The following is a 25,062-nucleotide window of genomic DNA, read 5'->3' as shown; positions in this document are numbered from 1 at the left end:
GGAGGGGGACCGCGCCCGCAGGGCGTGGTGGAGGGGTTGAAAGGTCGCGCCGACGCCTGACGGCGTCGACCCCTCCGTCAGCGCTTCGCGCTGCCACCCCCCCATCGCTTCGCGTGGGGAGGATCGACGGATCAGTTCCCTTGGTTGCCCCCACCCTGCGGCGGCACGCGCACCGTCGAGCTCTTGACCGCGGGCGGCAGCGCCTTGTTCGCGGGCGGGGCCTTGGGTGCGGGCTGCGGCGCTTTGGGCTGCGCGCCATTGCCGCCGCCAGTCTGCTCGTCGAGCCAGCGCTGGTCCATCACCGGTGGCTCGACCTGCGGCTCGCCGCCCTCGCCGCCATCACTGGGGGGGCGGTTCTCGCTGCCGCCATAGGGCAGCTCGACCGGCATGCCATTCTCGTCGACGAAGCCCTCTTCTCCCGGCTCGCCCAGATAGGCCTCGTCCTCGTCCTCGAGCTGCCAGTCGGGCAGCTTGACCTCGGTGTCGAAGGCCTCGACCGGGCGCCGCGCGACCGCGACGCGCATGAAATCGGCAAAGGCCAAAGCCGGCGCGCGGCCGCCCTGCAGCCCGCCGACCGCCTTGGCATCGTCGCGGCCCATCCACACGCCGGTGGTCAGCCCGCTCGAAAAACCGAGGAACCAGCCGTCCTTGTTGCTCGACGTCGTGCCGGTCTTGCCCGCGACCGGGCGGCCGATCTGCGCCGCGCGCCCGGTGCCGGTGGCGACCGCGGTCTGCATCAGGTCGGTGATCCCCGCCGCGACCCAGTCGTCGACGAGCACGGTGCCGCGCTCGGGCGCGCGCTGGTAGAGCAGGCGGCCGTCGGCGGTGGTGACCTTGGTGATGCCATAGGGCGCCGCCGACACGCCCTTGCGCGAAATGGCGGCAAAGGCGGCGGTCATGTCGATCACCCGCACCTCCGAGCTGCCGAGCACCATCGCGGGCTGGGTGTTGATCGGGGTCGAGATGCCGAAGCGCCGCGCCATATTGGCGACCGACGAGGTGCCGACTTCGTCGCCCAGCTTCGCGGCGACGGTGTTGACCGAGTAAGCGAAGGCGCTGCGCAGATCCATCGCGCCGGCAAAGCGCCCCGACGAGTTGCGGGGCGACCAGCCGCGGATCGTCACCGGTTCGTCGACCACTTCGTCGTCGACCTTATAGCCCGATTCCAATGCCGCCATATAGACGAAGACCTTCCACGCCGATCCCGGCTGGCGGGTCGCCTGCGTCGCGCGGTTGTAGTTCGACGCGACATAGTCGGTGCCGCCGACCATCGCGCGCACCGCGCCGTCGCGGTCGATCGACACCAGCGCGCCCTGCGCGCTGGCGGGGACATTGGCCTGGATCGCCGCGGTCGCGGCGCGCTGCATGCCGAGGTCGATCGTGGTGTAGACATCGATCGCCTCGCTGCCCTCGTCGATCAGCATGTCGAGCTGGGGCAGCGCCCAGTCGCTGAAATAGCGCGCGCTGTTCTGCCCCGTCTCCTGCGCCATCTGGACGTCGGCGGGCTTGGCGCTGTCGGCCTGCGACTGGGTGATCACCCCCGCGTCGACCATGACCGCCAGCACGACACCGGCGCGGCCGAGCGCGGCCTGCGCGTCGGCGGTCGGCGAATAGCGCGACGGCGCCTTGACGAGGCCCGCGACCACCGCCGCCTCGGACAGCGACATTTCGGTCGCGCTATGCCCGAAGAAGCGCCGCGACGCGGCGTCGATGCCATAGCTGCCGCCGCCGAAATAGACCTTGTTGAGATAGAGCTCGAGGATCTCGTCCTTCGAGAATTTCCATTCGAGCGCCATCGACAGCACCATCTCGCGCGCCTTGCGCGTCCAGGTGTAGCTGTTCGACAGGAAGATGTTGCGCGCGAGCTGCTGGGTGATCGTCGACGCGCCCTGCAGGCGGCGCCCGGTGCCGCGATTCTGCACCGCGACGACCGCGGCGCGCGTCATGCCGACGGGGTCGATCCCGGGGTGATAGCGAAAGCGCCGGTCCTCGACCGCGACCATCGCGTCCTGCATCACCCGAGGCGTTTCCCTGAGGGTCAGCCAGCGCCCGTAATTGGGGCCGAGCGACAGGAACACCGTGCCGTCGGCGGCGTGGACGCGGATCGTCTGCCCCGCGGGCGATTTCTTGAGTTCCTCGAAGCTCGGGATGCGCTGCACCGCGATCCCGACCGCGACCGCCAGCGCGACCGCGCCGACGAGCGCGAGGCCGAGGCCCCAGCGGACGATGCGCCGCAGCCACAGGCGCCAGCGCGGCGGCTCGCCCTTGGGAGGCGAGCCACCTGCTTTGGCGCTGCTCGATGATTTACCTGCGGATACCTGCTGTCGTTCGCGGCGCAAAGCCGATGTCCTTCCCTCGCCGCGTCCCTGTTCGCGTCAGTCCGAATGGTCCGGACGAGGGTGGCCCGTCAGCCCTCGCCGCTGCCCGCGTCATCCGGCGCGCGGTCCGCGAAGTCAAGCGCCGCGCTGTTGATGCAGTAGCGCAGCCCCTCGGGCCCGGGGCCGTCGGGGAAGACGTGGCCGAGATGGCCTTCGCATCTGGCACAGCGCACTTCGGTGCGGACCATGCCGTGGCTGGTGTCGGTCAGCTCGGTCACCGCGGCATCGGCCGCGGGCGCGGTGTAGCTCGGCCAGCCCGACCCGCTGTTGTATTTGGTGCGGCTGTCGAACAAAGGCGCGCCGCATCCGGCGCAATGATAGACGCCGTCGCCCTTGTGGTCGGTATATTTGCCGGTGAAGGCGCGCTCGGTGCCGCCCTCGCGCAGCACATGATGCGCCATCGGGTCGAGCGGCTTGGCGGTCTCGGGATCGGTCATCGGATGATCTCCTGCGTTGCCGCCAATATCGGATCGACGCGCGCTGGCTGCAAGGGCTTCGGGGCAACGCTGGTTGCGGGAAGATTCGCGCAGAGGCGCAGAGAACGCAGAGAAAGAAGATTTGGTTCACGCGGAGACGCGGAGGCGCGGAGATATGGCTTTCGCCGCGAAGCGGCCTTCTCGGTGCAACGTTGCTTCACAACGACACCTCCTAAATGGAATGGGGCCTATCGGCCCGAGGGCCCGTCTCCGCGTCTCCGCGTGAGCAAAAATCTCTGCGCTCTCCGCGCCTCTGCGCGAATCTTTTCGCTCAGCCGAGCCGGGTGGCCCGGGACGCGAGGCGAACGAGCCGGGGGAAGGCGGCGGCGCATGACGTGAGCGCGCCCGCCGTCCGCGGATTTTCGCCGAGGCGCCAGACGAGATTCGCCAGCGCGAAGGGCCGCGCCATGCGCGCGGCGAGCGCGCGCTGGAAGCCCGGCGCCGCGCCGCCGCCGCCGTGCTGCCACGCCGCCACCGCCGCCTCGGCGCTGGCGAAGGCGAGCCCCATGCCCTCGCCCGCGAGGCTCGCGATCACCCCCGCCTGGTCGCCCAGCCGGAACAGCCCGGGTGCGGTGTCGGCGGTGCGCCAGCCATAAGGGACATGGCCGATCGCATCGATAGTGTGCGACCAGTCGGTTTGAGCGAGCCGCTCGCCGAGCCGCGGCAGCGCGTCTCCGAGCTTGCGCAGCAGCGTCGCCGGATCGCCGCCCGCTTCGTCGAGCCGCGACTTGTGCACGGCGAGGCACAGATTGCCGCTGCCGTCCTCCTGCCGCACCAGCCCCGCATAGCCGCGGTCGAAGAGATGCAGCTCGACCGCCTCGCCGACCAGCCGGCCCAGCGCCGGATGCGCGGGCAGTCGCAGCCGCAGGCCCATGACCGGGTCGCTACGCTGCCATGCGGCGGGCTCGCGCGCAAAGCCCCGAAAGCCATGCTTGCCCGCCGCGAGGAAGATCGCCGGGGCCGCCAGCGCCGCGCCGTCGCGCGTCTGCACGGCGCCGTCCTCCAGCGCCGTCGCATGGACGCCGCGCTCGAGCCCCGCGCCCGCTGCCTCGGCGGCGGCCTGCAACGCCGAATCGAGCCGCCGGCGCGACACACCCATCGCTGCGCCGGGTAGCCGCGTTTCGCTCATCCGCTCGCCCGCGAACAGCCGCACGCAGGTGACGCGCTGCCCGCCGAGCGCCGCTCCATCGATGCCGAGTGTCTCGAGCCGCGCCAGCGTCTGCCAGCTCAGAAACCCCCCGCACAATGCGTCGCCCGTTTCGCGCGCGCGGTCGAGCAACAGCGCCTTGGCGCCGCTCCGCGCCAGCCCGATCGCCGCCGCCGACCCGGCGGGCCCGGCGCCGACGACGATCGCGTCGGTCCCGGTCCCCATCCCGTTCACGGCGTCACCGGATGTGCTCGACGCAGAGGCGGTAGGGAAAGCTGCGAAAGATGCGGCACTGGTTCGCCGCCGCGGGCAGGGCGTCGGCCAGCATCGCCGCCCATTCGGTGCGGCGAAAGCTGCGCCCGACCGACAATTGCCCGTCGCGCCGGACGATCGGATCGACGAAGGCCAGCGCCGCGAGCAGCGGGAAGCCCGCAAAGGGCAGCCGCTGGCGATGCAGGTCGTTGACCAGCCAGCCGCGCGCCGCCCCGGCGTCCATGAATTGAAGGAATTCGGCACGCTGCGCAGGGGTCATATGGTGGGTGACGAGGCTCGACAGGATGATATCCCACCCCTCGCCCGCGAGATCGCGATAGTCGCCGGTGACCAGCCGCGCGCGTCCGCCGAGCCGCGCTTCGGCGACGGGCGCGCTCTTCGGATTGAGGTCGACCCCGGCGAGGTCGAGCGCGACCCCGCGCTTGTCGCCCCAGCGCGCGATCCGCGCCAGCATGTCGCCTGCGCCGAAACCGACGTCGAGGATGCGCCACGGCCGCGCGCCGGCCCCTTGCGCGCGTACCCGCTCCAGAAATCCCAGCGTCGGCCGCGCCGCGAGCGTCAGCGCGTTGATCCGCGACAGGTCGGCGAGCACCCTGGCATAGCGATCGGGCGCCAGTTCGAACGCGTCCATCTCCTCTTCGGCCTTGATCGGTATGCGGAGGCTGGCGAAGGGGTTCATGACGCGGTGAAGCGGATCGCCTCGGCGGCGAGCCCGGGGCCGAAGGCGATGGCGATCCCCTCGCCCCGCGCCTGCCGCTCCATCATCCGCGCGAGCACGAAGAGGATCGTCGCCGACGACATATTGCCCCACGCCGCGAGCACCGCGCGGCTGTCGGCCAGCGCCTCGGCGGGGACGTGCAGCGCCGCCTCGACCGCATCGAGCACCGAGCGCCCGCCCGCGTGCACCGCGAGCAGCGGCGGCGGCGCCCCGTCGCCGAACAGGTTCGCCTGCACTTGCGGCTCGCCGAGCGCCGCGCGCAGCCGCCCGGGCACCTCGCCCGACAGCTGCATTTCGAATCCCTTGTCGCCGATGTCCCAGCGGATGAGGTCGTCGCTGTCTTCGAGCGCGAGGCTGCGGCCCTCGCCGAGTTCGAGCCCGCGCGCCTCGGCCGAGACGATTCCGGCCGCCGCGCCGTCGCTGAACTGGAGCATCGCGAGCAACGGCTCGGGCTGGTAGGCGAGGCTGAGGTGCAGGGTCGACAGCTCGACGCTCACCACCAGCACCACGGCATCGGGCTCGGACCGCACGATATGCCGCGCGCTCCGCAGCGCGGTGACCCCGGCGTAGCAGCCCATGAAGCCGATCAGCACGCGCTCGACCGTCGCGGCGAGCCCCAGCCGGCGCGCGACGATCTGGTCGATCCCCGGCGCGACGAAGCCGGTGCAACTCGCGACGACCAGATGCGTGACGCGCGCGGGGTCGAAGGCGGCGCCCAGCCCGGCGACCGCCTGCAACGCGAGCTCGGGCGCGTGCTGCGCATAGGCCGCCATGCGCACCGAGGTCGGCGGCAGGCCGGGGACGTCGTAGAATCCCCCCGGCGCGACCGGCGACCCGCCCGCGGGCGTCGGCGGCAGCACCGACCAGCGATGCGCGATCCCCGAGCGCGCGGCCATGCGCGCAAAGAGCGCGCGCATCCGCGCGTCGGTCAGCCGCGGGGTCGCCCAGTCGATGAAGGCGTCATGGATGTCGTGATCGGGCGTCGCGGTGGCGAGCGCGTTGAGCCAGGCGGGGGGAGCGGGGAGCATGGCGTTGCTTTGGGCCAAAAGCGGGGGGTTCGCCAGTGGTTATGAAAGCCCCTCCCCTTCAGGGGAGGGGTTGGGGTGGGGGCCCACGAGATAGCGCAAGGCCGCTGGCCCCCACCCGCTGCGACTAACGAACAAGTTCGCAAGTCTCGCTGCCCTCCCCTGAAGGGGAGGGTGAGGTGGATTTACCCCGGCTTAACCATGAAAAGGCTATCGCCAAGGCGTGGGACCGCGCCTTTTCCTTGCCCTTGGCCTGTTCGCCGCCGTGCCTTCGGTGGCATCGGCGCAGTGCCTGCTGTGCGGGCAAGACGGCGCGGCGGGCGCGGCCGTTATGCGCAAGGCCGAGACCCCGCTCCGCGTCGAGGTCGAAACCCAGCTCGATTTCAGCCGCGTCGCGGTCGGCGCGATGGGCGGCGCGGTCGAGCTCGACCCGCTGTCGGGCGTCCGCCGCCTCAGCGGCGACGTCGTCGACCTCGGCGGCTTCGCGGTCACCGGCACGGTGACGGTCACCGGCGAGCCCGGCGCCGCGGTGCGCGTGATCCTGCCCGCTGTCGTCGACCTCGACGGCGACCGCGGCCGCAGCGCGCGCGTCAGCGGGCTCGTCACCAACCTCTCTGCCGCGCCGCGGCTCGGCCCCGACGGGCGGCTGCAATTCCGCTTCGGCGGCCGGCTGCAGATCGCCGGGCTCGACGACGGCGACTATCGCGGGCGCATCCCGGTGACGGTGGAATATGAATAAGGCGGACGTCGGCTTTGGGGTGGGGAGCGGACGTTGCCGATCCTCCCCCGCAGGGGGAGGGGGACCACCCGAAGGGTGGTGGAGGGGTACGGGAGGTCACGCGGAGCGCCCGACTGCATGTACCCCTCCACCATGCTTCGCATGGTCCCCCTCCCCGTGCCGGGGAGGACCGGCGTTGTCCGCAACCGCCCGTTACCCGCCCTAACCCCGCCCCCCGAACAGCGCCGTCCCCACGCGCACATGCGTCGCGCCGAGCATCACCGCGCTCTCGTAATCGCCGCTCATCCCCATCGAGCGCAGCGGCAGGGCGTGGCGCCCGGCGAGTTCGTCGAGCAGCGCAAAATAAGGCGTCGGGGCGACATCGGCGGGGGGGATCGCCATCAGCCCGTCGATCTTGAGTCCCGCGTCCGCGGCTTCGGTCAGTAAAGCGGGCAGGTCGGCGACCGCGCAGCCGCCCTTCTGCTTTTCGTCGCCGATATTGACCTGGACGAACAATATCGGCTGGCGCCCCGCTTTCGTGCAGGCCCTGGCGAGCGCCTGGACCAGCGACGGGCGGTCGACCGAGTGGATCGCGTCGAACAAAGCCACCGCTTCCTCGGCCTTGTTCGATTGCAGCTGGCCGATCAGGTGGAGGGTGATGCCGGGTTTTTCGGCGCGGAGCGCGGGCCATTTGGCTGCCGCCTCCTGCACGCGATTCTCGCCGAAATGGCACTGCCCGGCGGCGATCAGCGGGCGGATTGCTTCGGCGTCGTGGGTCTTCGACACCGCGATCAGCGTCACCGCGTCCGCCTTGCGCCCGGCGCGCGCCGCCGCGGCGGCGATTCCCGCCTCGACCCTGGCCAATCGCTGCGCTGCGTCTTCCATCGCTTTTCCTTCGCTGGCCGCCGCGCGTTGCGCGCGGCGGCGACGCGCCTATAGAAAAGCCGATGCCCCGGCGCCACCCCCTCCCAAGTCGCACCCTCTTGCCGCAGATCTGGCTGTTCACCGATGCCCGGCTCGGCGATGCGCTGTTCGCCGCCGTAGCAAGCCTGCCCCCCGCCAGCGGCATCGTCCTGCGCCACGACGACCTTGCGCCGGGCCAGCGCTGGCGCCTCGCGCGCCGGCTCGCGCGTGCGGGCCATCTGCTGCTGCTCGCCGGACCGCCGGCGCTTGTGCGGCGCTGGGGCGCCGACGGCGTCCATCTGCGCCAGCCGCAGGCGAAGCAGGCGGCACAGGCGCGTCGCCTCGGCCTCATCGTGTCGATGCCCGTGCATAATGCCCGCGAAGCCCGGGAGGCGCGCCGTGCCCAGGCCGACCTCGCCTTCGTCTCGCCGCTCCACCCGACGCGCTCGCACCCCGGCGCTCCTGTGCTCGGACACAAGGCATGGCTGCGCCTCGCCCGGCTTGCGAAGGCCCAGCCGGTCGCGCTCGGCGGCATGACCCCGGCGCGCGCGCGCGCGCTTCGCCGGGCCAGCGCGGCAAGCGGATTCACGCCCGGCTGGGCGGCGATCGATGCGTGGATGAGCGGTGTGGGGCGGGAGCGGCCGTAGAGATCCTCCCCCAACGGGGGAGGGGGACCACCCGAAGGGTGGTGGAGGGGCACGAGAGGTCATACGCGGCAAGTGATCGCGAGTGCCGCCATTTCCGGAAACCTTGCCGTCGCGCGTAACCGCGACGGCAAGGCAACCCCGCCTGTACCCCTCCACCAGCTTCGCTGGTCCCCCTCCCCGTTTCGGGGAGGATCGGCAACGGCAGTGCCCACCCCAAAGCCGAGGTTCACCGGTTCGCTTGTAGTGAATGAGGCGAAACGCCGCGTTTAGAAGCGGAACGCGGTGCCCACATAGACCGCCTGGCTGTCGCGGCGCGCGTCGGTCAGCGGCTGGACGCCGTCGTCGCTCTTGTAACGCACGCCCGCGGTGACATCGAGGTTCCTGGTCACGCGATAGCTGCTCACGACGTCGACGGTCTGGTCGTCGCCCGGCGCGGTCAGGCGGTCGGTCGCGCCCGCGGGATCGACCGGCCGCGCGAGCATCTTCGTCGCGAAGCGCGACTTCTTCTCATTCTGCTCGGGCGCCTTGGCCTGCGGCAGGTTGCGAAGGTCGAGACCGCGCGGCAGCGCCGGGGTCACGAATTTCTCGAACCCGACCGATGCGCCGAGGTTATAGGCGACGGGGGTGATCGCGACGGGTGCCTTGCGGCCCTGCGCCAGCGCGGCGGTCAGCGCCGCGCTCGACGAATCGTCGCGGCTGCGCACCACGACGGTGATCGCGCGGTTGCCGCGATTCTCGTCGGTCAGCGCGGGGGTGAAGCTGAAGCTGCGGCGCGCGTCGGCCGACACCTTGGCATAGCGCGCAATCAGCCGCGGATCGCCCGATGCGGGGGTGAACTGCCCCAGCAGCGTATCCGACAGCGAGGTTTCGCGGATACGGTCGGCGCGGCTCATCGCGGCGAGCGCGGGGGGCAGGGCAAGCGGAATGGCCGCCAGAACGACGACCCCTGCTTTCCAGAAATGGCGCGATGTGCGCGGCATTGTCTGCGACTCCAACCCCAGTACCGACCCTAGATAGGCCCGATGCGCCGACTTTTCCAGTGATTCGCGCGAAAGCAAATCTTTAGCCCCTGATTTTTGCGGGCCTGTTGCGCGATGACCACAGTGGGGCCGCCAGCTGACTCCCCGATGAACGGCGCAAACAAGCGCATTGCCGCGCTTGCCGCCGCGCGACAGGCGCGATAGAGACGCTGCCAATTCTGTAACAGCGCAGCACTCGTCCGCGCCATTTGATAAGGTGTTTCGGCATGTCCAAGCTTTCCGTCCCTGCCATGTTCGGCGCCCCGACCGGTCGCCGCACGGCCACGCTCGCGCTGCTCGGGCTCGCGGCGCTCGGCCTTTCGGCGTGCGGCGGCAAGGAACGGCCGCGCGCCGATCTCGCCGCCAGCCAGGTGACGACGATCGGCGTGAACAGCTATTTGTGGCGCGCCAGCCTCGACGCGCTGTCGTTCATGCCCTTGCTCCAGGCCGATTCGTCGGGCGGGGTGATCATCACCGACTGGTATGCGAATCCCGGCAACCCGAACGAGCGGATGAAGGTCACCGTGTCGATCCTCGACCGCGATCTGCGTGCCGATGCGCTCCGCGTCGCGGCGTCGCGCCAGGTCGCGCAGGGCGGCACCTGGGTCGACGCGCCGGTGCAGGCGGCAACGGTACAGAAGCTCGAGGAAATCATCCTCACCCGCGCCCGCGACCTGCGCCGTTCGGCCTTCGAGGGCTGATTATATTCACTTCGTCATCCCGGCGAAGGCCGGGATCTCACCGGTGCGTCATGATACCGGGGGTGAGATCCCGGCCTTCGCCGGGATGACGATCTTGTATGACAGATCAACGGGGTAAGAAATAATGACCCGCGAACCGCGCTTCGGCGCCCTGGCTGCCGATGCCCGCTGGCAGGCGGCGTGGGAAGCCGCCGACAGCTTCGCCACCACTGACAGTGCCGATCGGCCCAAGGCCTATATCCTCGAGATGTTCCCCTATCCCTCGGGGCGCATCCACATGGGGCATGTCCGCAACTATGCGATGGGCGACGTGCTCGCGCGCTTCAAAAGGATGACCGGCCACGACGTCCTCCACCCGATGGGCTGGGACGCCTTCGGCATGCCCGCCGAAAACGCCGCGATGGAAAAGGGCGTCCACCCCGGCGGCTGGACGCGGGGCAATATCGCGGCGATGCGCTCGCAGCTGAAGCGCCTCGGCCTCGCGATCGACTGGAGCCGCGAGCTCGCGACCTGCGAGCCCGATTATTATGGGCAGGAACAGGCGCTGTTCCTCGACCTGTTCGCCGCGGGGCTGGTCACGCGCAAGCATAGCTATGTCAACTGGGACCCCGTCGACAGGACCGTGCTCGCCAACGAGCAGGTCATCGACGGGCGCGGCTGGCGCTCGGGCGCGCTGGTCGAAAAGAAGAAATTGTCGCAGTGGTTCCTGAAGATCACCGACTTCGCCGACGAGCTGCTCGAGGGGCTGGAAGCCCTCGACAAATGGCCCGACAAGGTGCGGCTGATGCAGGAAAACTGGATCGGCAAGTCGCAGGGGCTCGAATTCAGCTTCAAACTGGCCGGCGGCGCGCCGGGCTTCGACGTCTTCACGACGCGCCCCGACACGCTCTATGGCGCGAGCTTCGCGGCGATCTCGCCCGACCATCCGCTCGCCGAGAAACTGGCCAAGGATTCGCCCGAGCTCGCGGCGTTCATCGAGGAATGCCGCCGCCAGGGCACCGCGGCCGAGCAGATCGACACCGCCGAGAAGCTCGGCTTCGACACCGGGCTTGCCGTCGAGCATCCGCTCGATCCCGACTGGCATCTGCCGGTGTGGGTCGTGAACTATGTGCTGATGGACTATGGCACCGGTGCGATCTTCGGCTGCCCGGCGCACGACCAGCGCGACCTCGACTTCGCGCATAAATATGGGCTGCAGGTCCACCGCGTCATCGCCGACGGCGACGAGAGTGCGCAGCATTTCACCGGAACCGAGGCCTATACCGGCCCCGGCAAGCTGGTGAACAGCCACTTCCTCGACGGCATGAGCATCGACGCCGCCAAGGCCGCGGTCGCCGCGCGCGCCGAGCATGAGGGCTGGGGCAAGGGCACCACCGTATGGCGCCTGCGCGACTGGGGCGTCTCGCGCCAGCGTTATTGGGGCACCCCGATCCCCTTCATCCATTGCGACGCGTGCGGCCTGGTGCCGGTGCCGAAGAGCCAGCTGCCCGTCATCCTGCCCGAGGACGCCGATTTCTCGGTCCCGGGCAACCCCTTGGACCGCCATCCGACGTGGAAGCACGTCGCCTGCCCGAGCTGCGGCGGCGCGGCGCAACGCGAGACCGACACGCTCGACACCTTCGTCGATTCGTCGTGGTATTTCCTGCGCTTCGCCTCGGCGCCGAGCGATCGGCCCTTCGATCCCGAGGTGATCCGCCGCTGGCTGCCCGTCGACCAGTATATCGGCGGCATCGAGCATGCGATCCTCCACCTGCTCTACGCGCGCTTCTGGACGCGCGCGCTGCAGAAGATGGGAATGATCGACATCGCCGAGCCCTTCGCCAGCCTGTTCACGCAGGGCATGGTGACGCATGAGACCTACAGCCGCGAGCAGGGCGAAGGCCTGCCGCCGATCTTCTTCACCCCCGAAGAGGTCGAGCGTAGCGCCGAGGGCGCGACGCTGATCGCCGAAGGCACGCCGGTACAGGTGGGGCGTGTGATCAAGATGTCGAAGTCGAAGAAGAATGTCGTCGATCCCGATGCCATCCTCGACCAATATGGCGCCGACGCCGCGCGCTGGTTCATGCTCTCCGACAGCCCGCCCGAGCGCGACCTGCCGTGGAGCGAGGCGGGCATCGAGGGCGCGTGGCGCTTCGTCCAGCGCTTGTGGCGGATTTTCGGCGACACCGAGACGGTCGGTGATGGCGGCGAGGACAAGGCGCTGGCGCGGAGGCTCCACCAGACGATCGCCGGGGTCGCCGCCGATATCGAGGCCTTGGGCTTCAACAAGGCGGTCGCCAAGGTCCACGCGCTCGCCAACGAGATCGAGAAGGCGCAGCCCTCGGCGACGCGCGCCGAGGCGTGCCGCACGCTGATCCTGCTCGTCGCGCCGATGCTGCCGCATCTCGCCGAGGAAGCCTGGGCGGCGCTGCCCGCAGGTCAGCGCAGCACTGCGATGATCGCCGACGCGGCATGGCCGGCCGCCGACCCCGCGCTGCTCGTCGACGACGAGGTGACGATCGCGATCCAGGTCGCGGGCAAGCTGCGCGATACGATGACCGCGGCGAAGGGCGCCGACAAGGACGCGCTCGAAGCCGCGGCGCTCGCGCGCCCGCGGATCGTCGAGCTGCTCGGCGGCGCGGGGCCCAGGAAGGTGATCGTGGTGCCCGACCGCTTGGTGAATATCGTACCCTGACAGGATGGCCCGGAACTTATCCTCCCCCTTTCCGTTCGCATCGAGCGAAGTCGAGATGCCCATCGGCGTGTCTCGACTTCGCTCGACACGAACGGGGATTAGAGGCATGGATGACCGCAATGCGTAGCCTTCTCACTGCCTCGATCGTCGCTGTGTCGCTGCTTCTCGGCGGCTGCGGCCTGCGTCCGCTCTATGCCAGCGGCAGCGAGGGCGCGGTGGCGACGATCCTCGCCGACATCGACGTCGCGCCGATCGAGGGGCATAATGGCTGGCTCGTGCGCAACGCGCTCCGCGACCGGCTCGTCGCGGCGCAGAACGGGCAGGGCGCGGGCAAGCGCCTGCGGCTCGACGTGCGGCTCGAGGACAGCATCACCGGCTTCGGCGTGCGTGCCGACGATGCGGTGACGCGCGAACGCCGGACGCTGCGCGCGCGCTACCAGCTCGTCGATGCCGGCACCGGCCAGGTACTGCTCGATGCGACCGCCTTCTCGGACGCCGGGATCGACGTCGTCGGCAGCGAATATGCGACGATCGCCGCCGAATCGACCGCGCTCGAACGCCTGTCGCAGGCGGTCGCCGACCAGATCGTCGCGCGCATCGCGGTCTTCGCCGACCGTGGCGGCGGCCGGACCCCCGACGCCCCCGCCACGCCCAGCGGCTAGGCGCGCGTGAAGAGCGTCAAGCCCGCCGAGCTGGAACGCGTCACGCGGCTCGACCCCGCGGTCCGCCTCACCCTGCTGACCGGCCCCGACGAAGCGACGATGGAGACGCTCGCCGCGCGGCTGATCGCCCTCGCGGGCAAGGAGGCCGAGCGGCTCGACCTGACCTCGTCGCAGATGAACCAGGACCCCTCGCTGCTCGCCGCCGAGGCGGCGTCGATGTCGCTCTTCTCGAGCGCGCGCGTCATCCGGCTGGAAATCGCTGGCAGCGGCGACGACTGCCTCGCCGCGGTCGAGGCCTTGCTGGCGAGCGAAAATGCGATCAACCCGGTGGTTGCGACCGGCGCCTCGATCACCGCCAAGTCGAAGCTGGTCAAGCTGGTCGAGGGATCGAATAGCGCGGTCGCCGCCATCTGCTACCAGCCCGACCGCCGCGCGCTGATCGGCATCGCGATGGCGGCCGCCGAAGAACAGGGGCTTCGGCTCGGCAATGCCGAGGCGCAATTGCTCGTCGACCTCGTCTCGGGCGACCAGGCGCTGATGCGCCGCGAGCTCGAGAAGATGGCGCTCTACCTCGACGCCGGCCCCGACCGCCAGCGCCAGGTCACCGCCGCCGACCTCGCCGCGCTCGGTGCCGCGACGCACGAGGAGGATGTCAGCGAATGCATCAACATCGCGCTCGGCGGCAAGGTGCGCGAACTGCCCGCGATGCTCGCACAGGCGGCGGCGGTCGGCGTCGCCGAGATTCGCCTGATCCGCGCGCTCGCGATCCGCGCGACGCAATTGGCGCGGCTGCGCGCCGAGGTCGATGCCGGCGCGCACCCCGCGACCGTGGTGTCGGCGCGCAGCAGCGGGATATTCTGGAAAGAGCAGGGCGCGGTGACCGCGCAGCTCCACATCTGGGATTCGGTGCGCATCGCGCGGCTGATGAGCCGGCTGCTCGACTGCGAGCGCGCGCTCAAGGCGTCGGGCACGGCGGGTGCGGTGCTGTTCCGCAAGCTCGTCACCGACATCGCGCACCAGGCGGCGCGGGCGCGTTGACCCCAGCCGATCCTCCCCCGCAGGGGGAGGGGGACCATGCGAAGCATGGTGGAGGGGCACAGGAGGTGTTTCCTTCCGCCGATACGTCGCGCGACGCCGACTGTACCCCTCCACCACCCTTCGGGTGGTCCCCCTCCCCGTTCCGGGGAGGATCCTTATCCCCTGGGGAGGGTCCGCCGCGGCCGTGCCCTTGCCGCGGCGGACCGCTCCCGCCCCATCCCTCGCGGGACGGGGGGAGAGCCCTCAGAACTGCCCGCGCAGCGTCAGGCCGTAAGTGCGCGGCTCGCCGGGGAAGCCGACGAACAGCTGGTTCGCGGTCCCCGCCAGCCCGCTCGACGCCGGCGCGGCGACGGCGCGGAAGGTGCCGCCGCCCTGCAGCGGCATGTCGGCGCCGATCATATAATATTTCCTGTTGAAGATATTCTGCGCCCACAGCTCGACACCCCAGCGCCGCCCGGCGCCGTAGATCCCGAGCCGGCCGTTGAACACCGCGAAGCCGTCCTGGATCTTCTCGACATCGAGGTCGGACCCGGTGTTGGTGTCGCTCTGCATACGCGTGTCGAAATAGACGAGCCCGGTCAGCCCCGAATTGCCGATTGGCGGGGTCCAGCTGATCCCCGCGGTCGCGACATATTGGGCGGCGTTCGACACCCCGCGCCCGGGCAGCTGGAACAGCACCGGCGACAGCGGCCGCCCGCCGGTACCCACCAGGTTGCGGCGATAGAGGGTGTCGACATAGGTCAGCCCCATATTGACCGTCAGGTAGCGCGCGGGGCGCAGGAAGGTCTCGATCTCGATCCCCTTCGCGCGCACCCCGGGCTTCAGCTGGTCGGGCGCGCAGGCGCCGGTCAGCGCCGAGCCGTCGCTGTCGGCGCCGCCGAGGTCGGTCTGGCACGCCTGGATGTTGGTGACCTCGAAATTGACCCCGTTGAAGGTGTTGAGCTGGTAATTGCTATATTCCTGATAGAAGGCCGCGAGGTTCACGTCGACGCCGTCGCCGTCATATTTGACCCCGAATTCATAGGCATCGACCTTCTCGCTCGCGAATTGCAAATCGCTCGCCTCGGGCCGGCCGTTGCCGCTCGTGTTGGCGGGCAGCGCGAGCCGCGCCGCGCAGGCGGCGTCGAACGCGGTATTGCACGGCCGGTCGAGCGCCGAGAAGTCGAGGTTGAAGCCCCCCGCCTTGTACCCCTTCGACGCCGAGCCATAAACGAGCAGGTCCTGGGTCGGTTTCCAGCTGAGCACCACCGTGCCGGTCCACTCATTGTCCTTGAACTTCGTGCCCGGGCTGCCCGCGGGCAGGTCGGGCGCGGTGCCGTTGATCACGCACGGCAGCGAGGCGAGCGACTGGAAGGGCGAATTGACGATCAGCGAGCAGATGCCGTTGTTGAAATTCGCATCGGCATCGAGCGTCTTGCGCTCGCTGGTGTAGCGCGCGCCGACGGTCAGCGTCAGCGCATCTTCGATGATGTCGAAGCTGTTGTGGGTGAAGACCGCGAAATTGCGACTCTTCTGCTCGAAGGTCGACCCCGCGTTGCCGGTGCCGTTGATCGCGAGGTTCGGCTGGCCGAGCGCCGCGGCGAGCGAGCCGAAGCCCGGGCGCGCCGGATTGGCGATCAGCGCCTGGAGCAGGCTGCGCGTCGCACCCGGCGGCAGCACGTTGATCGTGCCCTGCACCACGGGGACGTTCACGCAGCTCGTATTGCTCGGCAGCACCGCCGACGGCAGCGCCTGCGCGAACAGCAGGCAGTTGGCGAATTTCTCGTAATTGGCGCCGTAGACGATGTCGTCGTCGACATCGAGCCGCTCGTTGGCGTAATAGCCGCCGACCAGCCAGTCGAGCCGCCCGTCGAACGCCTCGCCCTGTAGCCTGAGTTCCTGCGTGAACAGCCGGAAGCGGCGGTCGAGATCGGTGCGCCGCAGGATGTCGAGCGCGTTGAAGTCGGCGTCCTGCCCCTGCGCATTCTTGTAGTCGCGGTACGCGGTGATCGCGGTCAGCGATGCGCCGCCGAGGTCCCAGCTGACCTCGCCCGACACGCCCCAATCCTTGGTGTCCGAGCGATAGCTGACCCCGGGGGTCGTCGCCTGGCGGCGCACGAAGCTGGTCCCCGCGGGCGCCGGCTGGTGGTTCGACCCGAGCACGAGCAGCAGCGGCAGCAAGGTGTTCGGCGACGCGACGGGGAAGCCGTCGGGGCCGCGCGCCAGGTTGCGCACGGGGTTCAGCAGCACCCCGCCGCAGCAATTTTCCTTGCGCTGGCTGTAATCGGCGATCAGCCGGACCTTGAGGCTGTCGTTGGGCTCGAACGCCAGCTGGCCGCGCACCAGCCAGCGGTCGCGGTCGTTGATGTCGGGCTCGCCCGGGGTGACGTTCTGGATAAAGCCGTCGCGCTTCTGCCACACGCCGTCGACGCGCACCGCGGCGCTGTCGCCCAGCGGGGCGTTGATCATGCCGTCGGCGCGCCAATAATCATAATTGCCATAGCTCACCGACCCCTTGGCACCGAAGCCGGTCATGTCGGGACCCTTGGTGACGATGTTGATCAGCCCCGCGGTCGAGTTGCGCCCGAACAAGGTCCCCTGCGGGCCGCGCAGCACCTCGACGCGTTCGATATCGCCCAGCTCGGACAGGCCGACCCCGGTGCGGCTGCGATAGACGCCGTCGATGAACAGCCCGACCGAGCTCTCGAGCCCGGGATTCTCGCCGACGGTGCCGATGCCGCGGATACGCGCGGTGAAATTGACCTCGCTCGTCGCGCCCGAGACGAGCAGCGACGGGGCGACCTGCCCCAAAGCACGAACGTCGGTCGCGCCGGTCTTTTCCAGCGTGTCGCCCGACACCGCCGACACCGCGATCGGCACGTCGGAGAGCAATTCGCTGCGCCGCGTCGCGGTGACGATGATCGTGTCGTCGTCGGTTTCGGCGGCGGGCGCCGGCGCGTCCTGCGCCAGGCCCGGCGTTGCCAGCAGCAGGGCCGCGAGCGCCGCGCCCGGCGCGGTGCTGCGGGCGAAACGCGCAATTCTCCTGTCGGTCATTTTCATGTCATCCTCCCACCAAGCTTCTTTTTATTCTCAGCGATGATAACAGATTTTTCGGCGATGCCAAAACCAAAAACCGCCCGCATCCGGTGGGATGCGGGCGGCTCTGAAAGTCCGGAGAACCGGATGTCTGGCGCTTAGAATTTGCCGCGCAGCGTCAGGCCATAGGTCCGGGGTTCGGCCAGGAACTGCGAGAAGATCTGGCGCCCGCCGGGGAAGCCGTTCGCATCGTTGAACGGCGCCGAGCTCGTGCCCGCCTGGAAGGGCGAGTTGAACGCGACCTGGGCATAATCGGCGTTGAGGATATTCTGCGCCCACAGTTCGACCGCCCACTTCTCGTCGGGGCCGCGCACGCCGAGGCGCGCGTTGAACACCGTGAAGCTTTCCTGTTCCTTCTGCGGGAACAGGTCGGAACCGGTGTTGTAGCCGCTGGTCGCGCGGCCATCGACATAGACGAGGCCGGTGAGCCCGCCGCTGCCGATCGCCGGGGTCCAGGTCATGCTGGCGGTGCCGACCAGTTCGGGGGCGTTCGACAGATTGTCGCCCGGCAGGAAGCGCAGCGCGGGGTCGAGCGGCCCGCCGGCGTTGGTGCCGACCAGGTTGGCGCGATATTTGGTCTTCGAATAGGTCACGCCCGCCGCGAGGCGAAGGTCGTCCGACGGCGCGAAGGAGGATTCGAGCTCGAAGCCCTCGGCGCGCACGCCCCAGCTGACATCGCCCGTCGGGCAGGCGCCGGTGGCGGCGCTCGCGTCGCGGTCGGCGCCACCCAGGTCGGTTTCGCAGCCGTTGATGTTCTGGACCAGGAACACCGTGCCGTTGAAGGTGTTGAGCTGGAAGCTCGAGAAGTCCGACCGGAACAGCGACACGCCGAGGTTGAACCCGCCCGCCGAATATTTGGCGCCGATTTCATAGCTGTCGACCTTTTCGGGGTCGAACTGCAGATTGTTGACCAGCGCCTGCGCACCGCCCGGGGTCGCCGCGAACGGCAGGATCGGCGATTTCAGCGCCGAGCGGTCGAGGTTGAACCCGCCCGCCTTGTAGCCGCGCGAATAGCTGGCATAGGTCAGCAGGTCTTCCATCGGCTTCCACGACAGGATCGCGGTGCCGGTGAACTCGTCCTCGCTGCGCTTGCTGTTGATCGACACGCCGTTGAGCTCGGCGGTCGAATTGCCCTGGCAGCCGAGCCCGATCAGCGCCCCGGCCAGCGCGCGCGCGGTGGCGCGCTGGGTCAGCACTGCCGGGGTGTCGCCCGGCTGGTTCGCCTGCGTCAGATCGTCGAGCAGCAGCCCCTGGATCGTCGTGCACCGCGTGTTGTCGTTGGTGAAGCTCGCGTTGAACTTCTTCTTGTCGTTGGTGTAGCGGATGCCGAACGTGAAATCGAGCGTATCGGTGATGTGGAAGATATTGTGCGTGAACAGCGCCCAATTCTTGCCGTTCTGGCGATAGGTGTCGTTGATCGTGCCGAGGTTGTTCAGGCTGTCGAGCGCGGTGAAGCCCGCGACGATGTCGGCACCCGACGCCCCGGTCGCGCCGGCCAGCGTCGCCGGGCCGACCACCGGAGCGACGCAGAGCGGGCTGGTCGGCGAATAGAGGCCGGCGAGGCCGCCGCCCGAGATGATGCGGCAGGTCGCGAAACGGCCGTACTGGTTGCCGAAGCGGAGGTTGTCGCGGACGGTCAGCTTCTCGTTGGCGTAGAAGCCGCCGACCAGCCAGTCGAGCTTGCCGTCGAACGCTTCGCCCTGCAGGCGCAGTTCCTGGGTGAAGGTGTGGAACTGGCGATAGGCGTCGTCGTCCTCGGCGCGGTAGAGGATGTCGACCGTGCCATAATCGACGTCGCCCGCCTGGCCCGAGCGATATTCGCGGTAGCCGGTGATCGAGGTCAAAGTCGCGCCGCCCAGATCATAGTCGATCTGGCCCGAGAAGCCGTAATCCTTGGTCTTGCCGGCATAGCTGCGCCCGGGGGTGACCGACAGGGTGCGCGCATAGCGCTGGCTGAACGCCGGCAGCGCCTGACCGAGGTCGCGCAGCACGTTGATGATGTTGTTGCCGTTGGTCTGCAGCGGCGCCAGCGGCACCGACGGGTTGTTCAAATTGCCGACCGCGGCGTTGACCGCGCCGTCGACATAGGTCGCGCCGCAGCATTTCTCGTCGCGATAGGTGTAATCGGCGATCAGCCGGATCGACAGCGCGTCGGTCGGCTCGAACAGCAATTGCCCGCGCACGAAATAGCGGTCGCGGTCGTTGATATCGGTGTTGTTGTTGACGTCGCGATAGAAACCGTCGCGCTTGACCCAGATGCCGTCGAGGCGCGCGGCGATCGTGTCGCTCAGCGGGCCGGTGATGCTGCCGCCGAGGCGGAAATAGTCATAATTGCCATAGGTCGCCTCGGCGGTGCCGCCGAACTCGAAATCGGGCTTTTTCGAATAGATGCTGATCAGGCCCGCCGACGAGTTGCGGCCGCCGAGCGTGCCCTGCGGGCCGCGCTGCACCTCGACGCGGTCGATCTCGCCCAGTTCGTTGAGGCCGATGCCCGAGCGCGAGCGATAGACGCCGTCGATGAACACCGGGACCGAGCTTTCGAGGCCGGGGTTGTCGCCGACGGTGCCGATGCCGCGGATACGCGCCGAGCCATTGGCTTCCGACCCGGTCGACGAGACGAGCAGCGACGGTGCGACCTGGTTGAGCTGGCGGATGTCGTTGGCGCCGCTGTTCTGCAGCGCTTCGGCGTTCACCGCCGAGATCGCGACCGGCACGTCCGACAGCAATTGCGAACGGCCCTGCGCGGTGACGACGATTTCGCTGTCGGCGCTTTCGTCGGCGGTCGTCGCGGTGTCGGTCGCCGTATCCTGGGCATAGGCGGGAACCGCCATGCCGACGATCGCCAGCGAGGCGCCGAGCGCGCTGGTGCGCAGAAGGCGGGCAGCACAAAGGGTATAGGATTTCATTTCGGGCACTCCTCTCAACATTTCGTTGTTATTATTGGACCCACTTCATACGCATAATTATGCGGCGATCCAGCCGAGGGCGCGCGTTTCCATCATGTTTTCGGCGAGTGCGGCTTTTCGGTCACAGGCGCAAAAGCGCGGATTTCGGGGGAATCAGGCACGGCGCGGCATTGCCGTAACGTCATCCGCGGCGCGGGCGCCGCAGCGCAGCGACAGCAATTTCCCGCCCGTCACCAGCATCGCGCGATAATCGCCCGCGAAATTGGCCGCGATCGCCGTGTCGCCGACGTCGAGCCCGCCGGTCAGGCTGCCGAAAGCGGGCAGGATCAGCCGCCGCGCGTCGCCCGCGAAACAGGGCCGCGACACCAGCCGCCCGCGCAGCTGGAGCCTCAGCTTGGGGTGGAAATGCCCCGATATCTCGGGCCGCGTCTCGCTGCTCACGCACTGGTGGCGAAAGATAATGCCATCTACTTCGATCTCGTCGGCGACGGTGCCGCCCCACGCGCCGCCCGCCAGCCCGTCGTGATTGCCCGCGATCCAGGTCAGCTGTGCGGCGCCCGCCTGGCGGACCAGCCGCTCGGCGACCGCGGGGGCGATCCGTGTCGCGGCGGCGCGGTCGTGGAAACTGTCGCCGAGGCACCAGATCGCGCGCGCGCCCGTCTCGGCGGCGAGCCGCGCCAGCCGGTCGAGCGTATCGTGGCTGTCATAGGGCGGCAGCGGCTGGCCGTGCGCGGCGTACCAGCTCGCCTTCTCGAGGTGCAGGTCGGCGACGATCAGCGCGCCATGGCGCGGCCAGAACAGGGCGCGCCCCGCGAGCGGAACGAACCGATGTCCGGCAAAATCGAGCAAGGGTGCGGCGGGCATGGCTGGCGCTATGCCGCCATGGCACGATTCCGTCCAGTATATGGTCTCGTTTCCGCGGCTGCCGCTAGCTGCCCTTCGCCGCGAAATTGGCGGCGAAGCGCTGCCCCGTCGTCCGTCCCGCGCGATCGGGCAGGTCGAACACGACCCGCCGGTTCGGGAAATCGATCTCGACCCGGTCGAACAGCGCGAGGCTGTCCATGCCGAGCAGCAGCGCGGGCCGCTCGACGAGCCCCAGCGCGCGGAACGCCTGGCTGTCGGCAAAGCTCACCGGCAGGTCGTTGACGTCCATGCCGGTGATGACGATGCGCTTGATCACGGTGCGTTTCGCGGGGACATTTTCGCCGGTCACCGCGCCCAGCGTCGTATCGATGAAGGGAAAGCTGTTCGCGCGCCTCGACGCGACGAGCCGCTGCAGCGCGAGGTTGCCGACGCTCGTCTGCGCGCCGGTGTCGACGATCACGTCGATGCGCTTGCCGTCGAGCCGCGCGTCGGACAGGATCAGCCGCCCCGCCGAGTTGCGCGCGGTGACGACGATCGCATCGTCGTCGCGGATCAGCGGCCGCGCGCGCTTGCGCGTCTCGAGCACCTGCATGCTTTCCTTGGTGAAATCGATCAGGATGCGCCGATCCTCGAGCATGTCGACCCCGATCAGCCCCGCGGCGCCGATGTGGCGCCCGAAAAAGGAGGGCGCGTCGAAGCCGTGCATGCTGAGATTGGTCATCTGCAGCGCGGCAACGCGAAAACTGGGCACCGTCGCCGACCCGCCGATCGTCGCCATGCGAAGCTTGCCGCCCTCGACCAGCTTCAGCCGGTCGGCGAGCTCGCGCGCGATGATCGTGCGCTCGGCGCCGGTGTCGACCAGGAAGGAAAAGGGCCCCTGCCCGCCGACCATCACCTGCACCGCCATCCGCCGCGTCGCGTCGAGGTCGAAGGGCTGGATGAAGGGGGTGATCTCGCTCGTCAGCGCGGGTTCGACGATCGGCGCCGTGGCGGGGGCGGGCACCGCGGGCGGCGCCGGCGGCTGGCTGGCGCCGAGCAGCAGCGGCGCCGCGGCGAGCGCGCTCCAGATCATCGGCCGCCTCAGGACATGGGTCATCGCGGGCATCCTCATTATATTTGCGCGCAGTCTACGCCTCTACGCGGTTCGCGGCAAGCGGCGCGGGGGTTACGGAAGAGGGCGATGAGGGTGGCGGCTTCGGGGTGGAGAGCTGTCGTTGCAGTTCTTCCCTTCGTCATCCCGGACTTGATCCGGGATCCGCCTTTTTCTTCAAGACAAGGCAGACCCCGGGTCAAGCCCGGGGTGACGGTTATGGGTTACGCGAATGCCGCATTTCACCCGAAACCGGCCTTCGCCTCTCAAACCCCCATCGCCGCCTCCGCCAGCTCATCCGCCAATTCCCCCAGCAGCGCGTCGTCGATATCCGCCGCGGCGACATTTTCGCGCCCGATCAGCACCAGCACCGGGATCGCCAGCGGGCTGATCCGCTCGAGCCTTTGGTGCAGCATCGTCCCCGCCGCGCGGTCGAGCAGGTCGCCGAGGCGCGCGACGTCGGTCAGCCGCTCGCGCGCATCGGCCCAGGCCGCCTCGAGCAGCAGATGGTCGGGCTCGTACTTGCGCAGCACGTCGAAGATCAGGTCGGTCGAAAAGGTCACCTGCTTGCCCGTCTTGCGCTTGCCCGGATGCTGGCGCTCGATCAGCCCGCCGATCACTGCGACCTCGCGGAACGCACGCTTGAGCAAATGCGACCCCTCGACCCACTCGACGAACTCGTCCTCGAGGATCGCGGCGTCGAACAAGGCCGCGGGGTCGGTCACCGGGCGCAGCGACCAGATCGCCAGCGCATAGTCCGACGCGACGAAGCCGAGCGGCTGCAACCCCGCGCGCTCCATCCGCTTCGAAATCAGCATGCCCAGCGACTGATGCGCATTCCACCCCTCGAACGGATAGGCGACGAGATAATGATTGCCCTCGTGCGGAAAGGTCTCGACCAGCAATTCGCCGGGGCGCGGCAACACCGAGCGCAACTGCTGCATCTCCAGCCAGAAGCGCACATCCGCGGGAAAGCGCGCCCAGCTTTCGGGCTCGGCGAGGAAAGCGCGCACGCGGTCGGCGAGCCGCGTCGTCAGCGCCATGCGCGCGCCGACATAGGAGGGGATGCGCGCCGGCCGCGTCGTCGCGCGCACCAGCAGGTCCATGTCGCGGATCGCCTCGACCTCGAGGCTGAGCCCCGCAAAGGCGAAAGTGTCGCCGGGACTCAGCGTGCTCGCGAAATATTCCTCGACGCTCCCTAATCTGCGCCCGTTCTTGAAGCGCACGTCGAGCGTCGGCGCGTCGACGATGATCCCGGCGTTGAGCCGGTGCTGCGCCGCCAATCGCGGATGCGCAATCCGCCAGCGGCCTTGCCCGTCGGGGGCGAGGCGGCGGAAGCCGTCGTAGCTTTTGAGCGCATAGCCCCCGTCGCGCACGAAGCCGAGCAGCCGCGCGAAGGTCGTGGCATTGACCCAGCGATAGGGCGCCGCCGAGCGGATCTCTTCGAGCAATTCCGCCTCGGCAAAGGGCGCGGCGCAGGCGAGCGCCATCACATGCTGCGCCAGTACGTCGAGCGCGCCGGGGCGGAAACGGTCGGCGTCGCGCTCGCCCGCGCCCACGGCGTCCAAGGCCGCCTGCGCCTCGAGATATTCGAAGCGGTTGCCCGGCACGATCAGCGCCTTGCTCGGCTCGTCGAGGCGGTGGTTGGCGCGCCCGATCCGCTGGAGCAGCCGCGACGACCCCTTGGGCGCGCCCATCTGGATCACGCAGTCTACGTCGCCCCAGTCGAGCCCCAAATCGAGGCTCGACGTTGCGACCAGCGCGCGCAGCCGCCCCTCGGCCATCGCCGCCTCGGCGCGCTGGCGCGCCTCGCGGTCGAGGCTGCCGTGATGGATCGCGATCGGCAGCGACAGGTCGTTGACCTTCCACAATTCCTGAAAGATCAGCTCGGCCAGCCCGCGCGTGTTGCAGAAGATGATCGTCGTACGGTTCTTCGCGACCTCGGCCATCACCTGGTGCACCGCATAGCGGCCCGAATGCCCCGCCCAGGGCACCGCGCCCTCGGGCAGCAATATCGATATATCGGGGTCGGCCCCCGCCTCGCCCGCGACGATGGTGACCGTGTCGCCCGCGGCTTCGGGCGCGAGCCATTCGGCATATTGCGCCGGATCGGCGATCGTCGCCGACAGCCCGACGCGGCGCATGCCGGGGACGATCTGCCGCAGCCGCGCCAGCGCGAGGCTCAGCAAATCGCCGCGCTTGCCCGGCGCAAAGGCGTGGATCTCGTCGATCACCACGGTCTGCAGATCGGCGAACATGGTGAAGCTGTCGGGATAGGAGAGCAAAAGCGACAGCGATTCGGGGGTGGTCAGCAGGATGTTCGGCGGCCGGCTGCGCTGGCGCGCCTTCTTGTCCGACGATGTGTCGCCGCTGCGGCTCTCGACGCTGATCGCGAGCCCCATCTCCTCGATCGGTATGATCAAATTGCGTTCGACGTCGGCGGCGAGTGCCTTGAGCGGCGACACGTACAGCGTGTGCAGCCGGTCGGAGGGACGCGCCGCCAGATTGACGAGCGTCGGCAGGAAGCCCGCGAGCGTCTTCCCCGCCCCCGTCGCTGCGACGAGCAACGCATGCTCGCCGCGCGCCGCCGCCGCGAGCATAGCGGCCTGATGCCCCCGCACCCGCCACCCGCGCGCGGCGAACCAGTCGGTGAAAGGGGCGGGCAGCGGCATGGGGGAGATGTGGGATGATATGCGCATGGGAGCAAGTGCCGCTCCCCTCCCTGCAAGGGAGGGGCTGGGGGGTGGG

At 69.2% G+C, this 25,062-nt stretch carries 18 protein-coding genes; 6 read left to right on the top strand and 12 right to left on the bottom strand.

The genetic code is table 11. The annotated features are described in order from the left end of the window. Nucleotides 1-131: 131 nt before the first annotated feature. The 5 genes from AC1RNQ_RS20345 to AC1RNQ_RS20325 form a co-directional block, all read right to left on the bottom strand. Nucleotides 132-2,339 carry a transglycosylase domain-containing protein gene (locus AC1RNQ_RS20345; protein WP_493174131.1) on the bottom strand — a complete coding sequence of 736 codons (2,208 nt, stop codon included), beginning with the start codon at nucleotides 2,337-2,339 and terminating at the stop codon, nucleotides 132-134. A gap of 68 nt (nucleotides 2,340-2,407) precedes the next feature. Continuing rightward, on the bottom strand, nucleotides 2,408-2,815 hold the full coding sequence (gene msrB, locus AC1RNQ_RS20340; RefSeq protein WP_493174129.1) for a peptide-methionine (R)-S-oxide reductase MsrB: 408 nt from the start codon (nucleotides 2,813-2,815) through the stop codon (nucleotides 2,408-2,410). A gap of 310 nt (nucleotides 2,816-3,125) precedes the next feature. Next, a complete protein-coding gene (locus AC1RNQ_RS20335; protein ID WP_493174221.1) occupies nucleotides 3,126-4,226 on the bottom strand; it encodes an NAD(P)/FAD-dependent oxidoreductase in 1,101 nt (366 codons plus the stop codon). A gap of 13 nt (nucleotides 4,227-4,239) precedes the next feature. Next, the gene (locus AC1RNQ_RS20330) at nucleotides 4,240-4,953 is read right to left on the bottom strand and encodes a methyltransferase domain-containing protein (protein WP_493174127.1); all 714 of its coding nucleotides are present in this window, start codon (nucleotides 4,951-4,953) and stop codon (nucleotides 4,240-4,242) included. Beyond that, a complete protein-coding gene (locus AC1RNQ_RS20325) occupies nucleotides 4,950-6,020 on the bottom strand; it encodes a type III polyketide synthase (RefSeq protein WP_493174125.1) in 1,071 nt (356 codons plus the stop codon). The genes AC1RNQ_RS20330 and AC1RNQ_RS20325 overlap by 4 nt, the downstream gene beginning before the upstream one ends. A gap of 262 nt (nucleotides 6,021-6,282) precedes the next feature. Here AC1RNQ_RS20325 and AC1RNQ_RS20320 point away from each other — a divergent pair, with 262 nt between their 5' ends. Continuing rightward, nucleotides 6,283-6,756, top strand: coding sequence for a DUF4402 domain-containing protein (locus tag AC1RNQ_RS20320; RefSeq protein WP_493174123.1), 474 nt, complete (start codon nucleotides 6,283-6,285; stop codon nucleotides 6,754-6,756). A 201-nt stretch (nucleotides 6,757-6,957) separates the two neighbouring features. Here the strand turns inward: AC1RNQ_RS20320 and AC1RNQ_RS20315 are convergent, their stop codons facing one another. Then, a complete protein-coding gene (locus tag AC1RNQ_RS20315) occupies nucleotides 6,958-7,620 on the bottom strand; it encodes a YggS family pyridoxal phosphate-dependent enzyme (protein ID WP_493174121.1) in 663 nt (220 codons plus the stop codon). A 98-nt stretch (nucleotides 7,621-7,718) separates the two neighbouring features. Between AC1RNQ_RS20315 and AC1RNQ_RS20310 the strand changes: the two genes are divergently transcribed. Then, nucleotides 7,719-8,285 (top strand): thiamine phosphate synthase, encoded by a 567-nt coding sequence (locus AC1RNQ_RS20310; RefSeq protein ID WP_493174119.1) that lies wholly within the window; start codon nucleotides 7,719-7,721, stop codon nucleotides 8,283-8,285. Between the two features lie 266 nt (nucleotides 8,286-8,551). Here AC1RNQ_RS20310 and AC1RNQ_RS20305 read toward each other — a convergent pair whose 3' ends face one another. Then, complete coding sequence (locus AC1RNQ_RS20305) at nucleotides 8,552-9,265, bottom strand: hypothetical protein (RefSeq protein WP_493174118.1); 714 nt, start codon at nucleotides 9,263-9,265, stop codon at nucleotides 8,552-8,554. 290 nt (nucleotides 9,266-9,555) lie between these two features. Between AC1RNQ_RS20305 and AC1RNQ_RS20300 the strand changes: the two genes are divergently transcribed. From AC1RNQ_RS20300 to holA, 4 genes are all read left to right on the top strand, one after another. After that, nucleotides 9,556-10,005, top strand: coding sequence for a DUF3576 domain-containing protein (locus tag AC1RNQ_RS20300; protein ID WP_493174219.1), 450 nt, complete (start codon nucleotides 9,556-9,558; stop codon nucleotides 10,003-10,005). A gap of 124 nt (nucleotides 10,006-10,129) precedes the next feature. Then, nucleotides 10,130-12,679, top strand: coding sequence for a leucine--tRNA ligase (gene leuS / locus AC1RNQ_RS20295; protein WP_493174116.1), 2,550 nt, complete (start codon nucleotides 10,130-10,132; stop codon nucleotides 12,677-12,679). Between the two features lie 119 nt (nucleotides 12,680-12,798). Further along, complete coding sequence (lptE, locus tag AC1RNQ_RS20290) at nucleotides 12,799-13,341, top strand: LPS assembly lipoprotein LptE (protein ID WP_493174114.1); 543 nt, start codon at nucleotides 12,799-12,801, stop codon at nucleotides 13,339-13,341. A 6-nt stretch (nucleotides 13,342-13,347) separates the two neighbouring features. Next, a complete protein-coding gene (gene holA, locus AC1RNQ_RS20285) occupies nucleotides 13,348-14,379 on the top strand; it encodes a DNA polymerase III subunit delta (protein ID WP_493174112.1) in 1,032 nt (343 codons plus the stop codon). 243 nt (nucleotides 14,380-14,622) lie between these two features. On the opposite strand, the gene AC1RNQ_RS20280 is transcribed toward holA, so the two are convergent. The 5 genes from AC1RNQ_RS20280 to AC1RNQ_RS20260 all read right to left on the bottom strand — a co-directional run bounded on the left by AC1RNQ_RS20280 (nucleotide 14,623) and on the right by AC1RNQ_RS20260 (nucleotide 24,986). Then, on the bottom strand, nucleotides 14,623-17,418 hold the full coding sequence (locus tag AC1RNQ_RS20280; RefSeq protein WP_493174110.1) for a TonB-dependent receptor: 2,796 nt from the start codon (nucleotides 17,416-17,418) through the stop codon (nucleotides 14,623-14,625). 134 nt (nucleotides 17,419-17,552) lie between these two features. Next, nucleotides 17,553-20,360: a TonB-dependent receptor gene (locus tag AC1RNQ_RS20275; protein WP_493174108.1), complete on the bottom strand. Its 2,808-nt coding sequence runs from the start codon at nucleotides 20,358-20,360 to the stop codon at nucleotides 17,553-17,555. A 153-nt stretch (nucleotides 20,361-20,513) separates the two neighbouring features. Beyond that, complete coding sequence (pdeM, locus tag AC1RNQ_RS20270; RefSeq protein ID WP_493174106.1) at nucleotides 20,514-21,224, bottom strand: ligase-associated DNA damage response endonuclease PdeM; 711 nt, start codon at nucleotides 21,222-21,224, stop codon at nucleotides 20,514-20,516. Nucleotides 21,225-21,288: 64 nt separating this feature from the next. Next, the gene (locus tag AC1RNQ_RS20265; RefSeq protein ID WP_493174104.1) at nucleotides 21,289-22,320 is read right to left on the bottom strand and encodes a retroviral-like aspartic protease family protein; all 1,032 of its coding nucleotides are present in this window, start codon (nucleotides 22,318-22,320) and stop codon (nucleotides 21,289-21,291) included. Between the two features lie 260 nt (nucleotides 22,321-22,580). Next, nucleotides 22,581-24,986: a ligase-associated DNA damage response DEXH box helicase gene (locus AC1RNQ_RS20260; RefSeq protein WP_493174102.1), complete on the bottom strand. Its 2,406-nt coding sequence runs from the start codon at nucleotides 24,984-24,986 to the stop codon at nucleotides 22,581-22,583. Nucleotides 24,987-25,062: the final 76 nt, after the last annotated feature.

Source organism: Sphingopyxis sp. GW821-FHT12F08 (assembly GCF_058806755.1).
The sequence above is the reverse complement of the archived record's forward strand: the minus strand, read 5'-3'. Positions and strand labels throughout refer to the sequence as shown.